At 61.7% G+C, this 12,476-nt stretch carries 19 protein-coding genes; 18 read left to right on the top strand and 1 reads right to left on the bottom strand.

The features are described from left to right. From U0L91_RS11995 to U0L91_RS11925, 15 genes are all read left to right on the top strand, one after another. Positions 1-274 (top strand): hypothetical protein (locus tag U0L91_RS11995; RefSeq protein ID WP_008981416.1); only part of this gene is annotated, 274 nt, incomplete at its 5' end. Positions 275-549: 275 nt separating this feature from the next. Then, complete coding sequence (locus U0L91_RS11990) at positions 550-1,680, top strand: baseplate J/gp47 family protein (RefSeq protein WP_481804534.1); 1,131 nt, start codon at positions 550-552, stop codon at positions 1,678-1,680. Next, the gene (locus U0L91_RS11985; RefSeq protein WP_330047242.1) at positions 1,681-2,331 is read left to right on the top strand and encodes a phage tail protein I; all 651 of its coding nucleotides are present in this window, start codon (positions 1,681-1,683) and stop codon (positions 2,329-2,331) included. It begins immediately after the preceding gene. 15 nt (positions 2,332-2,346) lie between these two features. Next, positions 2,347-3,096 carry a hypothetical protein gene (locus tag U0L91_RS11980; protein WP_033121183.1) on the top strand — a complete coding sequence of 250 codons (750 nt, stop codon included), beginning with the start codon at positions 2,347-2,349 and terminating at the stop codon, positions 3,094-3,096. Then, complete coding sequence (locus tag U0L91_RS11975; protein WP_330047240.1) at positions 3,090-3,353, top strand: hypothetical protein; 264 nt, start codon at positions 3,090-3,092, stop codon at positions 3,351-3,353. The genes U0L91_RS11980 and U0L91_RS11975 overlap by 7 nt, the downstream gene beginning before the upstream one ends. A gap of 13 nt (positions 3,354-3,366) precedes the next feature. Further along, the gene (locus U0L91_RS11970) at positions 3,367-3,846 is read left to right on the top strand and encodes a four helix bundle protein (protein WP_330047238.1); all 480 of its coding nucleotides are present in this window, start codon (positions 3,367-3,369) and stop codon (positions 3,844-3,846) included. Between the two features lie 239 nt (positions 3,847-4,085). Then, positions 4,086-5,309, top strand: coding sequence for an RNA-directed DNA polymerase (locus U0L91_RS11965; protein WP_330047237.1), 1,224 nt, complete (start codon positions 4,086-4,088; stop codon positions 5,307-5,309). Continuing rightward, positions 5,218-6,927 (top strand): DUF6273 domain-containing protein, encoded by a 1,710-nt coding sequence (locus tag U0L91_RS11960; RefSeq protein ID WP_330047235.1) that lies wholly within the window; start codon positions 5,218-5,220, stop codon positions 6,925-6,927. The genes U0L91_RS11965 and U0L91_RS11960 overlap by 92 nt, the downstream gene beginning before the upstream one ends. Beyond that, positions 6,924-7,094, top strand: coding sequence for a hypothetical protein (locus U0L91_RS11955; RefSeq protein ID WP_156108610.1), 171 nt, complete (start codon positions 6,924-6,926; stop codon positions 7,092-7,094). Before U0L91_RS11960 ends, U0L91_RS11955 begins: the two co-directional genes overlap by 4 nt. Beyond that, positions 7,091-7,255 (top strand): hypothetical protein, encoded by a 165-nt coding sequence (locus U0L91_RS11950; RefSeq protein ID WP_330047233.1) that lies wholly within the window; start codon positions 7,091-7,093, stop codon positions 7,253-7,255. Before U0L91_RS11955 ends, U0L91_RS11950 begins: the two co-directional genes overlap by 4 nt. 56 nt (positions 7,256-7,311) lie before the next feature. After that, the gene (locus U0L91_RS11945; protein ID WP_269129520.1) at positions 7,312-7,443 is read left to right on the top strand and encodes a hypothetical protein; all 132 of its coding nucleotides are present in this window, start codon (positions 7,312-7,314) and stop codon (positions 7,441-7,443) included. Positions 7,444-7,500: 57 nt separating this feature from the next. Beyond that, the gene (locus U0L91_RS11940; protein WP_330047230.1) at positions 7,501-7,866 is read left to right on the top strand and encodes a serine/threonine protein kinase; all 366 of its coding nucleotides are present in this window, start codon (positions 7,501-7,503) and stop codon (positions 7,864-7,866) included. A gap of 13 nt (positions 7,867-7,879) precedes the next feature. Beyond that, the gene (locus U0L91_RS11935; RefSeq protein WP_020989838.1) at positions 7,880-8,188 is read left to right on the top strand and encodes a hypothetical protein; all 309 of its coding nucleotides are present in this window, start codon (positions 7,880-7,882) and stop codon (positions 8,186-8,188) included. Then, entirely contained in the window at positions 8,185-8,499 is a 315-nt protein-coding gene (locus tag U0L91_RS11930) for a phage holin, LLH family (protein WP_330047228.1), read from the top strand. Before U0L91_RS11935 ends, U0L91_RS11930 begins: the two co-directional genes overlap by 4 nt. Before the next feature lie 154 nt (positions 8,500-8,653). Continuing rightward, complete coding sequence (locus tag U0L91_RS11925; protein WP_330047226.1) at positions 8,654-9,658, top strand: N-acetylmuramoyl-L-alanine amidase; 1,005 nt, start codon at positions 8,654-8,656, stop codon at positions 9,656-9,658. Positions 9,659-9,723: 65 nt separating this feature from the next. On the opposite strand, the gene U0L91_RS11920 is transcribed toward U0L91_RS11925, so the two are convergent. Beyond that, complete coding sequence (locus tag U0L91_RS11920) at positions 9,724-10,227, bottom strand: DUF4236 domain-containing protein (RefSeq protein WP_020989836.1); 504 nt, start codon at positions 10,225-10,227, stop codon at positions 9,724-9,726. Between the two features lie 125 nt (positions 10,228-10,352). Between U0L91_RS11920 and U0L91_RS11915 the strand changes: the two genes are divergently transcribed. The 3 genes from U0L91_RS11915 to U0L91_RS11905 all read left to right on the top strand — a co-directional run bounded on the left by U0L91_RS11915 (position 10,353) and on the right by U0L91_RS11905 (position 12,337). Continuing rightward, on the top strand, positions 10,353-10,589 hold the full coding sequence (locus tag U0L91_RS11915) for a helix-turn-helix domain-containing protein (RefSeq protein WP_195385821.1): 237 nt from the start codon (positions 10,353-10,355) through the stop codon (positions 10,587-10,589). A 378-nt stretch (positions 10,590-10,967) separates the two neighbouring features. Further along, a complete protein-coding gene (locus tag U0L91_RS11910; RefSeq protein ID WP_008981396.1) occupies positions 10,968-11,231 on the top strand; it encodes a helix-turn-helix domain-containing protein in 264 nt (87 codons plus the stop codon). Positions 11,232-11,290: 59 nt separating this feature from the next. Further along, positions 11,291-12,337 (top strand): IS30 family transposase, encoded by a 1,047-nt coding sequence (locus tag U0L91_RS11905; protein ID WP_195385464.1) that lies wholly within the window; start codon positions 11,291-11,293, stop codon positions 12,335-12,337. Positions 12,338-12,476: the final 139 nt, after the last annotated feature.

Here is a 12,476-nt window from a genome sequence, read left to right as displayed (position 1 = left end):
CATGAAAGCATCCGGCAACGGAGCGCCCGAGATCTGTGTGCAGAACCTCCTCAAGACCATCCGCGGGGAGGTGCCCTATGAGCGCATCAAAGGGATCGACCGCACGCTGATCGACAAGCCGAGCGAAACCGCTGCGACCGATCTGGCCGCCGACGTGGAGTTCCTCGTGGAAACCTACGAGCCCCGCGTGCAGCTCAGTGACTCCGACCTGAAGGCTCTGACCGCTCAGGCCGGCGACTTCGAGCTGCGGGCCAGCATCGACAACATCACATGAAGGAGGTGAACAGCGTGAGCGACGCGACAAACACCTACGGCGAGGACATCAAACTCACCACAACAGACGCGAGCACCCTATACAAGACCATCATCACCGAGCTCGAAAAGGGCGCCGGCGAGCCGCTCTACCCGGGCGACGAGCGCCGGATCTTCGGCGAGGCTCTCGTGCCCGTGTTCGTTGCCCTCTACAACAGCCTCAACGACGTCGGCCGGCAGACGCTCCTCCGCTATGCGAGGGGCGAGGTGCTGGACGCCATCGGCGAGCGACAGGACGTGAAACGACTGGAAGGCACACCGGCCAAAACGACCATGCGCTTCTCTGTCTCCACGCCGCAGGAGAAAAACATCATCATTCCGAAGTGGACGAAGGTGACGCCGGACAGCGAAAACTATTTTGCAACCGACGAGATCGCTGTGCTGCAAGCTGGCGCCTACTCTGTGGAGGTGCCGACCTCGGCCGTGAGCAACGGCACGAAGTTCAACGGCTACGCAGCCGGCACGATCACCACCCTTGTCGACCTGATCCCCTACATCGAGTCCGTCACCAATCTGACCGAAACGGCCGGAGGCGATGACGGCGAGCCCTACACCACCGAGGGCGACAACCGCCTCCGCGAGCGGATCCGTCTGGCGCCCGCCAAGAGATCCACCGCGGGCCCTGAACAGGCTTACATCTACTGGGTAATGACGGCCGACAGCTCCATCGTGGACGCAAAGGCCGTCAGCGAGAAGGAAACCGTCAGCGAGACCCTCACGGTCTACGACGGCAAAGCCTTCAAGGGCGGCGGCACACTTCTGACCGACACCCTCGTCGTGAAGGCCCACGGGCAGAGCGCGGCGGCGGTCAAGGACACGGACTACACCGTCGACTACACCGACGGCCTGCTGACCATCACGCTCAAGGGCAGCCTCTCGGCCGCCGAGAGCGTCGACATCATCATCACCCGCACGCTGGAGGGCTGCGTCAAGATCGTGCCCCTGCTGGAAGGCGGCGGGATCCCCGACGCTGCCATGCTGGCGAAGGTGCTGGACGTGGTCAACGCCAAGGACATCCGGCCGCTCACTGACAAGGTGAGTGCCGTGCCCCCGGAGGTCGAGACCTACGACATCGAGATCGTGTACTACACCACGCCGAAGAACGAGGCCGAGGTGATCGCCAACGTCGAAGGCACCGGCGGCGCGATCGACCGCTACAACGAGTGGCAAGTCGCAGCCCTCGGCCGCGACATCAACCCCGACCAGCTCCGCAAGCGGATCCTCTCGCCTTCGTGGGGCGAGAACCTGACCGGCGCCTTCCGCGTGGACGTCGTCAAGCCGACCTACAAGGCCCTCGACGACACGCAAGTCGCCAAGTTCAGCGGCCACCTGACTGTCAGCCACAAGGTCGAGAGTGAGGTGGTGTAAATGCGGCTCAATGAGACCGAGATGGTCAAGCTGCTGCCTGCGTGGATGCAGGAGGACGGCAGCGACAAGGGCCTCGCCACCGGCTGCGACATCATCAGCCGCGACGCCTATGCGCGCCTGAAGCTCCTGAGCAGGTGGGACAAGATCGACCAGCTCAACGATGCAGAGCTCGACGAAATGGCGTGGGAGCTGAACATCCAGTGGTATGACAGCACCGAGCCAATCGCAGTCAAGCGGGCAGTCATCCGCAGCAGCGACCGCGTCTACGCGAAACTCGGCACCCCATACGCTGTGGAGCAGATCGTGGCCGACTACTTCGGCACCGGCGAGGTCAGGGAGTGGTATCAGTACGGCGGGCAGCCGCATCACTTCAAGGTGCTGAGCGACAACCCGAGCCTCGTCAACAGCAACCTCGACCTGTTCCTGAAGCTGCTGCGGACGGTCAAGCGCCGCAGCTCGTGGCTCGACGCGATCCTGATCTGCCTGACCGGCGAAATGTTCCTCTATTCCGGCATGGCCGTCAGGGATCACACCCAAGAGGTGCACGTCATGGGCAGCGACGAGATCCACATCTACCACGCGGCCGTCGTCCACGACAACAACCGCGAGACCGTCAGCATCGGCACCGACGCGGCGGTCATCTCAGACTAAGGAAAGGAGATAGACATGGCTGCATTTATCAACAACGACATCACCACCGCCGGCCTGATCGTTCTGGCGAAGGGCGTGGCCGGCCAGAAGATCAACTACACCAAGATCGTCCTCGGCGATGGCTACCTCGAGGAGGGCCAGACGCCCCGCACCCTCACCGGCGTGGTCAGCCCGAAGGCGACCGTCGACATCACGAAGCTGAAGATCAACGGCGACGGCACCGTGGCCGTCGGCGGCATCTTCACCAACGGCGACGAGACCGATGGCTTCTACTACCGCGAGCTCGGCCTTTATGCCGAAGATCCTGATCCCGAGGTCGGCGAGGTGCTGTACTGCTACGGCAACTGCGGCGATCTGGCTGAGTGGATCCCGCCCTCCGGCGGCGCCACCATCGTCGAGAAAACCATCGACATCGTCACCGCGATCGGCACGGCCACCAACGTGACCGCCTACATCCCCGCCGACGCCTACGCCACCAAAGAGGACTACGAGACCTACAAGGCCATCGCCCTCGGCGCGCAGGCTACGGCCGAGGAGGCTCTGGCACTCGCCCGGCAGGCCATCGCAATCGCGCAGGCTGCCGAGGCATCGGCCAACGACCTGAGCAACGCGGTCGGCCAGAACACCAGCAAGATCGCAACGCTGTGGGACGCCGTTTTCAGCGACATCACAAGCAACCCGTTCCAGATCACATTCGCAGACTTAACAGGCATCACGCTGAAGTCTGGCGTCTGGAACGCTTCACTTCAAAGGCTCGAGTGCTGATGGGAAACTGCTACAACTACACCCCAATCCCACCGGCCGAAGCCTCCTGCATCATCGCGCACCTGTTCGTCGAGCTGACCTTGCCCTGCTCCTGCTGCAAGCGGGAGGACGGCGTCATCGTCATTCAGGGCAAAACCTACGACGGCAGCAGCGCCCGCGTCACAATCAAAGGCGAGGAGGTGAGATACTACGGCAAGCAACGGACACTCGCGGCCATACGAGCGGGCCAATGTAGGCCGCCCGCCCTTCGGCCGTGACAAACTGCCCGAGATGCAGGTCATCACGGACGCCAAGGAGCTCGAGAAACACACCTACATCAAGACCAGAAACCCGGCCGTTTTCCCGAAGAAGGAGCGGCTCGGTCTGGCGCAGAGGATGATGAACGAGGCCAGCGACCTCGTCGCCGATCTGATGGAGGCCAACGATCTGCTCCTGACGGATCCCGAGGAGCGTGAGCTCAGGTATCGCGCGCAGCGGTCGGCGCTTCGCAACTGCCGAAAGCTGATCCACCACATCGAGCTCGCGCATGAGATCCTCAGCGGCTTCAGCGATGACGCCTTTGCATACTGGGCGAAGATGGCGGCCGGCGTGAAGAACCAGACCGCCAAATGGTACAAAACCGATAAAGAGAGGGCCGCCAAGCTGGACGCGCAGAAGCGTCACCAGCGAGGCGGCCCTCGGGGTATGCCTTGTTTTTTCGTGCCGGCTCGGCCAACAACGCCCGCAACGTCAACACCGATGGCACTCTGAACAGGAACAACGCCTACAACGGCAACAACGGCCTGCGCCCCGCTTCGATGGATCGCCCGACTTATTAACCGCCCGGAGACGGACGGCGAACACTGTGCCCCATCATCCAAGGAAGGCATATCCCTCCCGCAGCCGCGGCCGTCTGACCGGCCCGGTCATGGGTAAACACAAGACCGCCGATGCCCCCGGCGGCGCACGCAAAGCGTGGCCGGAGCTATACACGGCGGGGAGACTTTTCAATGGAGAATATCGTAAACAGCACCATCGCGCTCTACAAAGCATACCGCAAAACCCGCTGCGGAAAGCGCGACAACCCGACCGCCATGCGCTACCGCATGGAGGCCATCGAGCGCACCGTCGCCCTCTCTGAGAGGCTCCAGCGGCGCGACTATTCCTTCGGGCCCTACTACCCCTTCAAGGTGTACGAGCCCAAGGAGCGGCTCGTCCTCGCCATCGACTTCGAGGGCAAAGTCGTCCAGCACTCGCTCTGCGACAACGTCCTTGAGCCGGCGTTCTCCCGGCGCTTCATCCGGGACAACTACGCCGGCCAGATCGGCAAAGGCACCCACGACGGCCTCGACCGTCTGGCTGCGGCTATGCGCCACTATTTCTTCAGCCGAAAGGCAGCAGACGAAGCAGCCCGCAAGGCTGCCGGCCTGCCGCCCCGGCCGATGAACGAGTGGGACTACGCCGACGGCTGGGTACTGAAGGGCGATTTTTCAAAGTTCTTTTACACCCTGCTCCATTCCTACTGTTACGAAACGGCCCGCCGGGCCCTGAAGTGGCTGAAGGATCCCGAGCTGATCGACTTCGCTGAGTGGCTGCTATGGCTCATAATCGACAGCACGCCAGACCCCGGTATCCCGATCGGAAACCAGTCGAGCCAACTGCTCGCGCTGCTCTATCTGGACGCCTTCGACCACTGGCTGAGGGATGACCGCGGCCTCGTATATGGCAGGTACATGGACGACTTCTACATCATCCACAGCGACAAGCTGCTGCTCCGGCAGATACTCAAGGAGATCGAGGCGTACATCAAGCCGCTCGGCCTTCGGCTGAACGGCAAGACGCAGATCCTCCCGCTGAAGAACGGCATCGACTTCCTCGGTTTTCACACCTACCTCACGCAGACCGGCAAGGTCGTGAGGAAAGTGCGAGCCAAGAGCATCGACAACATGAAGCGCAAGATCCGCAAGTTCCGCGGGCTGGTGGACTCCGGCAAGATGACACTCGACAGCGTCGTGCAATCCTACGCGAGCTGGACGGGCCACATCTCACACGGCAACACCTACCACCTGCGGCAGAACATGGACGCCTATTTCTTCAGCTATTTCCCGGAGCTCAAACCATCACTGAAAGGAGACACAACTCATGGCCCAAAAACTGAGCAACCTCGCAAACAAGTCGAAGGTCAAGTTCGGCAGCCTGTACGGCAGCCCGATCGTCTGGATCGTGGCCGATAAGAACCACGCAGGCTACCCCTCCAACAGCGTCACGCTCGTGACCAACCAGATCATCAAGATGCTGTGCTTCGACGCGACAGAACCGAGTAACGGCAACAGCGACCGCCGCAACTACGGCAACAACCGCTACATCTACTCGAACCTGCGCCAGTGGCTCAACAGCCCCGCGGCTGCCGGCCAGTGGTACACCGCACAGCACTCCGCAGACCAGACGCCGGACTCCTCCCACGTCTGGAACGGCGTCAACCCGTACAGTGGCCTCGCCGGTTTTCTGAACGCCTTCACCGCCAACGAGCGGGCGGCTCTGCTGAACACCACCATCACGGTCGGCAAGAGCTCCACAGACGGCGGCGGGACGGAGACCTGCACGGACAAGATCTTCCCCTTGTCCTGCACTGAGGTCGGCCTGAGCGGCGACCACGTCTGCGGCAGCAAGCTGGCGATCTTCAGCGACAACAACAGCCGCATCGCCACCGTGACGGCCTCCTGCGTCGCCAATTCCAACTATTCCGGCAACCCGGGCTCTGGTGCCGCATGGTACTACTGGCTGCGGGACGCCTATGCCGGCTCGGCCTACTTCGCCCGCAGCGTCCTCGCCGATGGCACTCTGGGCAGGGGCAGCGCCTACTACGGCAGCCACGGCCTGCGCCCCGCTTGTAATCTGTCCTCTGATCTCCTGATCTCCGACTCCGTCGACTCGGATGGATGCTATACAGTGATCTACAATCAGGCGCCCACAGCGCCGTCGTCCATCACTGTCCCGAGCGAAGTGCTCGGCGGCGAGAACCTGAGCATCTCGTGGGCGGCCTCCACCGACCCCGACGGCAACCTCTCCGGCTACGTTCTGGAGCGCAAGGTCGGGAGCGGCACATGGGCGCAGATCTACAAGGGATCCTCGCGCAGCTACACCGACGCCATCACCTACGGATGGACGAGCGTGCAGTACCGCGTCAAGGCATACGACGCCGCCGGCGCGGAGAGTGCGTACACCACCAGCGCCACCCGCACCGTCACCAATAACCGACCGCCCGTCATCAGCGGCACGGACGGCGCCCTCGGCAGCTTCAGCACGGCGGCCCCGTCCTACGAGTACACCGTCACCGACGCCGACGGCCATCAGGTCGACGTCGTGGAGATGCTGGACGGCGTCACGCTGCGCAGCTACACCGTGACCCTCGGCCATACCAACACGCTGACGATCGGCTCCGAGGCGTGGCTGAAGGTCGTGAACGGCAGCCACACCCTGAAGATCGTGGCGACCGACGCCAAGGACGCCAGCGTCACCCGCACGCTGACCTTCACCAAGGCCGTCACGTCCGTCGAGTTCGAGCAGACCCTCGCTATGGAGGCCGACGCCATGCCGACCAAGGCCCTCGTCAACATTCAGGGCAATTTCCCGGCCGGCTGCACGCTTCAGGTCTGGATCTGCAACAACGGCAACGACGCGAGCCCGACGTGGGAGGACATCACGCAGAAGGTCAGAGCCGGCCAGAAGCACTACTTCACAAACAAGACCAAGACGGCCGCAGCGTGGGGCGTCAAGGTTAAGGCCAAGCTGCTCCGCGGCTCTGCTACGGAGACCTGCTACATCCAGTCGATCGGAGGTAACTTTGCATGATTAAGCACAGAGCTGACAGCATCAAAGAGCTGAACGAGAAACAGGCCGCAGAGGCCAAGAAGGACAAAACCATCGCCGAGCAGGCTGACACCATCGAGCTGCTGAAAGGCTGCATCATGGAGCTGGCCGACGTGGTCTACGGCGACGGAGGGGAGGTAACAGCATGAGCAAGATCGTCGAGCTGTACGTCAAGGAGCTGACCCGCGAAGGCTCCACCATGACCATCAACGACGTCCCGAAGAAGCTGCGCAAGCAGGTCGAGGACGCCATCGCTGCCATCGAGGCAGCCTCAAACGCTGGCACCGCGAAGGAAGGGGCGAGCGAATGATCGCCCGGGCCCTCGCGTGGCTATTATTAAAAATTGCAGGAAAGGAGGAGCGTGAAATGCTGGTACGTCTTTTTGCAGGCGAGATCATCATGGGCCGCATCACCGAGGACGACGTCCCCGCGAAGCTGAAGGCCCGCGTGCACAAGTATCTCGTCGACATGGGCTACTTCGACGACGTCGAGGAGTAAGCCCAACAACAAGGAGGGCCGCGTCCTGCGGCCCTCCGGCTTTTATGAGGTGACACAATGATCGAAATCAACATCGGCGCGCTCGTCGCCCTTATGGGGATCCCGACGGCCGTGACCGGCTTCTGCTTCTGGATGCTCGAGCACAGGATCCAGAAGCGCGAGAAGCAAAAGGAGGCCGAGGAGGCCAAACGACAGAAAGAGGCAGCGGCCCGAGAGCGTGCCCGTGAAGATCTCCAGATCATCACCATTCAGGGCACGTCGGCAGCCATCGCCCTCGGCGAGGCGACGGCCCGGGCCGTGCAGCGCATCCCTGACGCGCATTGTAACGGGGATATGCACGCGGCCCTCGACTACGTTGCCAAAATCAAACACGCGCAGAAGGACTTCCTCACCAGTCAGGGGATCCACGCGATCATCGACTAAGGAGGTGAGCAGCATGGCCGCAAAGAAGCGCCGGCGCAAGCGTAAAAAGAAAATCGAGGCGAGCAAAAAGCTCGCATACTGGGCGGCCAGCGTGGCAACGCTCAGCGCAGCCAGCTCTCTGCTGCTCTCTGCCTTCGGGCGCGACCCGGTCGGTGAGCTGACCGGCACCATCTTCACCGCCTGCGTCGGCTATCTAATCACATACGCCGGCAAGAGCCTCGGCGAGAAAATCAGCCGAAACCGCCACGGGCTCGACGCCGACGGCAACCCGCTCCCGGATCCGTCCGGGGACACTCTCAACAATGAGGAGGCAAAAGGATGAACACCATCGACATCACCCCTATCGTCAACGCAACCCTCGCCCTGATCGGCGCCGGCGTCAGCGTTTTCCTGATCCCGTGGCTGAAGAAGCAGACCACCGAGGCACAGCGCAAGGAGCTGACCGCGTGGGTAAAGATCGGCGTCGCTGCCGCTGAGCAGCTCTACGTCGGACAGGGCCGCGGCGAGGAGAAGAAGCAGTACGTCCTCGACTTCCTGAAGCAGAAGGGCTTCAAGGTCGACGAGGAAAGCGTCGTCAACGCGATCGAGGCAATCGTCAAGCAGCTCAACACTGAGGGCCTGACCATCGAATAACGGAGAGGGCGGGCTCCGGCCCGCCCTTTTCTTGCTTGTAAAGGAGGTAAACCCATGAAAAACCAGAACACCGACGACATCAAGCTGAAGCCCGGCGAGGCCATCACAGACGAGACTCTCGACGAGCTGACCGGCGGGAAAGGAGACGACGACAATGAGTAACAGCCCTCTGGTGGTCTACACCAAGCTCAGCCCGAACCACTCGGGCAAGCGCACCAAGAAGATCGACACCATCACGATCCACTGTATGGCCGGCAACTGCTCCGTCGAGACCTGCGGCAACCTGTTCGCCAGCTCTGCGCGGCAGGCGTCCAGCAACTACGGCATCGGCACCGACGGCCGGATCGCCCTGTACGTCGACGAGGCAAACCGCTCGTGGTGCACCTCGTCCAACGCCAACGACCAGCGGGCCGTCACCATCGAAGTCGCCAACAACGGCGGCGCGCCTGACTGGCCCGTCTCCGCGAAGGCATACGCCGCGCTGCTGGATCTCGTGACCGACATCTGCAAGCGCAACGGCATCAAGCGCCTCGTCTGGTCGACCAGCAAAAACGACCGCGTGAACCACCTGAACGGCTGCAACATGACCGTGCACAGGGACTACGCGAATAAGAGCTGCCCGGGCAACTACCTCTACAACCGCCACGGCCAGATCGCGGCCGAGGTAAACAAGCGCCTCGGCATCACGGACGCAGGCGGCAGCACCGGCGGCCAGACCTCCGGCAACGCCGAGACCGGCCTGAAGGTCGGCGACGTGGTCAACTTCAAGGGCACGCAGCACTACACCAGCGCAGCGGCCAAGGACGCCAAGACCTGCAAGCCCGGCAAGGCCACCATCACGGCCATCGCGGTCGGCAAGGCGCACCCGTACCACCTGAAGGCGGTCAGCGGCGGCGGCTCCACCGTTTACGGCTGGGTAAACGCTGCGGACATCTCGACCGGCAGCACCGGCACGGCCACGAGCTACCGCGTGCGGACGACGGCCGGCGTGCTGAACATCCGCAAGGGCCCCGGCACCAACTACGGCGTCGCCGGCCAGATCAAGGGCAAGGGCATCTACACCATCGTCGCCGAAGCCGCAGGCCCCGGCGCGACCAAGTGGGGCAAGCTCAAGAGCGGCGCGGGCTGGATCTCTCTGGACTACGTCACGAAACTCTAAAACCGCATAGAAAAGCAGAAACCCGCCCGGAGATCCCGGGCGGGCTTTTTCTGTTATGTAGTGCTTTACTCCTCGGCGTCAGGATCCGGCGCTTCACCGGCAGCGGCGAGCTCGGCCTCTGTGGGCTGGAACCGCAGCACACGGCCCTCGGAGTCATAGAAACCGCCGAGCAGGATGGTGAAAATATCTACCAACCAGCCGATCCCGCAGGCCCCGGCCGTCAGCAGCCAAATGACGCCTGTGCCGGTTTTCCCGACATAGAACCGATGGACACCGAAGAAGCCGAGGAAGATGCACAGCAGCAGCGCCACCGTCTTGCTTTTCGGCGACGTCGGCCGCTGCGCTGCGGGGATGCTGACCGCGCCCTGCTGTGCGCCGGACTTCCCGCCGGAGCTCGTCGTATATGACAGACCCGTCCCGGGGATCCCGACGGTCGTGTGGCTTTTCCCCGTCGTGCTGACCGTGTGCTTCAGACCCTTCGGGCCGAAGCTGATGCTCGCGCTCTTTTTGTTCAGGTTTACCCGGACACCCGGGGCCACCTTAAAGCTGCGTCTAAACCTTGTACCCATGCTTTTCCCTCCTATGTGCGCTTTTTAGCGTTTAGTCATCTTTGGCATAATATTACCATGCCAAAACTGGTAAAGTCAATATTGCATAGTCATCTTTAGCATAAAGGGAGGCGAGGGCTGCGAAAATATACAAACCAGACGGCAGGTGCAACATCTCCGGGGAGAGAGTCAGGGAGGAGCGGCTGCGGGCAAACCTGTCACAGGAACAGCTCGCCTACAAGCTCCAGATCATCGGGCTGGACGTCACGCAGAAGGTCATCAGCAGGATCGAGAACGGCAGCCGAGTCGTCGCTGACTACGAGCTGGACTATCTGGCGACCGCTCTCGGCACCACCATCAACCACCTGCTCGGGAAAGAATGAGAAAACCGCACGGCAGCGACGCCGTGCGGCTTTTTGTGGAAAAGCGCGGGAAAATGTTGAAAATCTGCCGAATTATGCTTGACATTATAGAGCAAATGCTCTATAATATAATCACAGGCAAGGGATAGCCGAGTACAGAAAGAAAGGAGAGCAAAACCGCGGAAAGGAGGCAAAGCCGTGGATGCTGAGCAGATGAAAAAACTGCTCGAGCTGCTGGAACAGGCTCTAAAGTGTGAACAGGTTGCCACCATTACGATCACAATAAAGCCGAACCAAAAGCCCAAGCAGTAAGGTCGAAGGACGGCGGGAAAAATCCCGCCCGCCGTTCCTTTTCATTATAACCACGAAACCACGGCAAAGTCAAGCGGGAGGAACAACATGGACATCTCGATCAAAGTGACCTACAAAAGCGAGGGGCTGCAAAAGCTCCGCAAGGCTGCCGGCCTGTCTCAGTCTCAGCTCGCCGATCTGGCCGGGATCAAGGTGCAGGTGCTCCAGCAGTACGAGCGCGGCGCCCGGGACATCAACGGCGCGAAGCTGCCGACGCTGCTGAAGATCTGCAACGCGCTGGAGTGCAGGCTGGCCGACATCATCACAGACGAGGAGACGCTCGAGCTCCTGAAAAAGTACGAGGAACACTGACACACAGAAGGGGGCGGCCGGCGGGCCGCCCCTTTTCTTTTATCACGGAGGGGAACACAATGGGACAGCACTGGAGCCATCTGACGCCGACCAAGCGCATCCAACTCGACGCCTTCATCCGCGCAGGAATGAAGCCGACGGACATCGCCAAGGAGCTCGGCGTCCATCATACGACCATCTACCGGGAGCTGAAGCGGTGCACCTATGAGCACCTCAACAGCGACTACACCACCGAGACAAGATACAACCCCGAAGGCGCACAGGCCCGCTATGAGGCCAACCTCCGCGCCAAAGGGCCGGAGCTGAAGATCGGCAACGACTACGAGCTGGCCGACTACCTGATCGCCAAGATCCGCGACGAGAAGTACAGCCCGGAGGCTGCGATCGGTGAGGCCGAGGTCAAGGGCTGGCCCTTCAAGACCCACATCTGCGCGAGTACCGCCTACAACTATATCCGCGGCGAGATCTTCGGCGACGAGCTGACCGTCTCCATGCTGCCGCAGCACGGCAAGCGCCACCAGCCAGAGCGCCCGGCCGGATCCATGCCTCGCAAGCCCGCCGGCCGGAGTATCGAGGATCGTCCTGAGCACATCAACGACCGCAGCACCTTCGGTCACTGGGAGATGGACAGCGTCGAGAGCTGCCAAGGCGTCAGCAACACCTACATCGTGATGACCGAGCGGAAAACGCGCTGGGAGCTCATTATACCGTCGCCGGACAAGACGGCCGCCAGCGTCGTCGCTGCGATTGACGGGCTCGAGGCCAAGTACGGCGACCTGTTCCCGAAGGTATTCAGATCCATCACCTGCGACAATGGCTGCGAGTTTGCCGACGCCGCCGGGATCGAACGAAGCGCCAGCGGCAAGGGCACCCGCACCGAGGTCTACTACTGCCACCCCTACCGGCCGAGCGAGCGCGGATCCAATGAGAACCAGAACGGCCTCATACGTCGGCACCTGCCGAAGGGCACCGACCTGAGCACGATCCCCTACGAGGAGACCAAGCGGATCGAGGACTGGCTGAACAACTACCCCCGCAAAATGTTCGGTTATCTGTGCTCCGAGCAGCTTTTCCGGGAAGAAATCGCCCTCATTCTGGCCTCATAAAAATATTTTTGCTTTTTTGTGCATTTACTCTTGACAAATGGCAAAAAAGGCAATTTGAGGGAAACGCACCTCCGCTGGCAGCTTTTTCTTGGGCAAAGTTGTTTACAGCGACGGCGGCCAGGGTGTAGAATACGAATTG

The organism is Gemmiger sp. (assembly GCF_036306485.1).
In the GTDB taxonomy this organism is placed as follows: Bacteria; Bacillota; Clostridia; order Oscillospirales; family Ruminococcaceae; genus Gemmiger.
This window is presented reverse-complemented; position numbering and strand designations above follow the sequence as displayed.

Bases quoted from the DNA above. Each gene is read 5' to 3' on its own strand.
- U0L91_RS11985 (WP_330047242.1), top strand. From the start codon at position 1,681: ATGCGGCTCAATGAGACCGAGATGGTCAAGCTGCTGCCTGCGTGGATG.
- U0L91_RS11980 (WP_033121183.1), top strand. From the start codon at position 2,347: ATGGCTGCATTTATCAACAACGACATCACCACCGCCGGCCTGATCGTT.
- U0L91_RS11970 (WP_330047238.1), top strand. From the start codon at position 3,367: ATGCAGGTCATCACGGACGCCAAGGAGCTCGAGAAACACACCTACATC.
- U0L91_RS11965 (WP_330047237.1), top strand. From the start codon at position 4,086: ATGGAGAATATCGTAAACAGCACCATCGCGCTCTACAAAGCATACCGC.
- U0L91_RS11960 (WP_330047235.1), top strand. From the start codon at position 5,218: ATGGCCCAAAAACTGAGCAACCTCGCAAACAAGTCGAAGGTCAAGTTC.
- U0L91_RS11955 (WP_156108610.1), top strand. From the start codon at position 6,924: ATGATTAAGCACAGAGCTGACAGCATCAAAGAGCTGAACGAGAAACAG.
- U0L91_RS11950 (WP_330047233.1), top strand. From the start codon at position 7,091: ATGAGCAAGATCGTCGAGCTGTACGTCAAGGAGCTGACCCGCGAAGGC.
- U0L91_RS11945 (WP_269129520.1), top strand. From the start codon at position 7,312: ATGCTGGTACGTCTTTTTGCAGGCGAGATCATCATGGGCCGCATCACC.
- U0L91_RS11940 (WP_330047230.1), top strand. From the start codon at position 7,501: ATGATCGAAATCAACATCGGCGCGCTCGTCGCCCTTATGGGGATCCCG.
- U0L91_RS11935 (WP_020989838.1), top strand. From the start codon at position 7,880: ATGGCCGCAAAGAAGCGCCGGCGCAAGCGTAAAAAGAAAATCGAGGCG.
- U0L91_RS11930 (WP_330047228.1), top strand. From the start codon at position 8,185: ATGAACACCATCGACATCACCCCTATCGTCAACGCAACCCTCGCCCTG.
- U0L91_RS11925 (WP_330047226.1), top strand. From the start codon at position 8,654: ATGAGTAACAGCCCTCTGGTGGTCTACACCAAGCTCAGCCCGAACCAC.
- U0L91_RS11920 (WP_020989836.1), bottom strand. From the start codon at position 10,227: ATGGGTACAAGGTTTAGACGCAGCTTTAAGGTGGCCCCGGGTGTCCGG.
- U0L91_RS11910 (WP_008981396.1), top strand. From the start codon at position 10,968: ATGGACATCTCGATCAAAGTGACCTACAAAAGCGAGGGGCTGCAAAAG.
- U0L91_RS11905 (WP_195385464.1), top strand. From the start codon at position 11,291: ATGGGACAGCACTGGAGCCATCTGACGCCGACCAAGCGCATCCAACTC.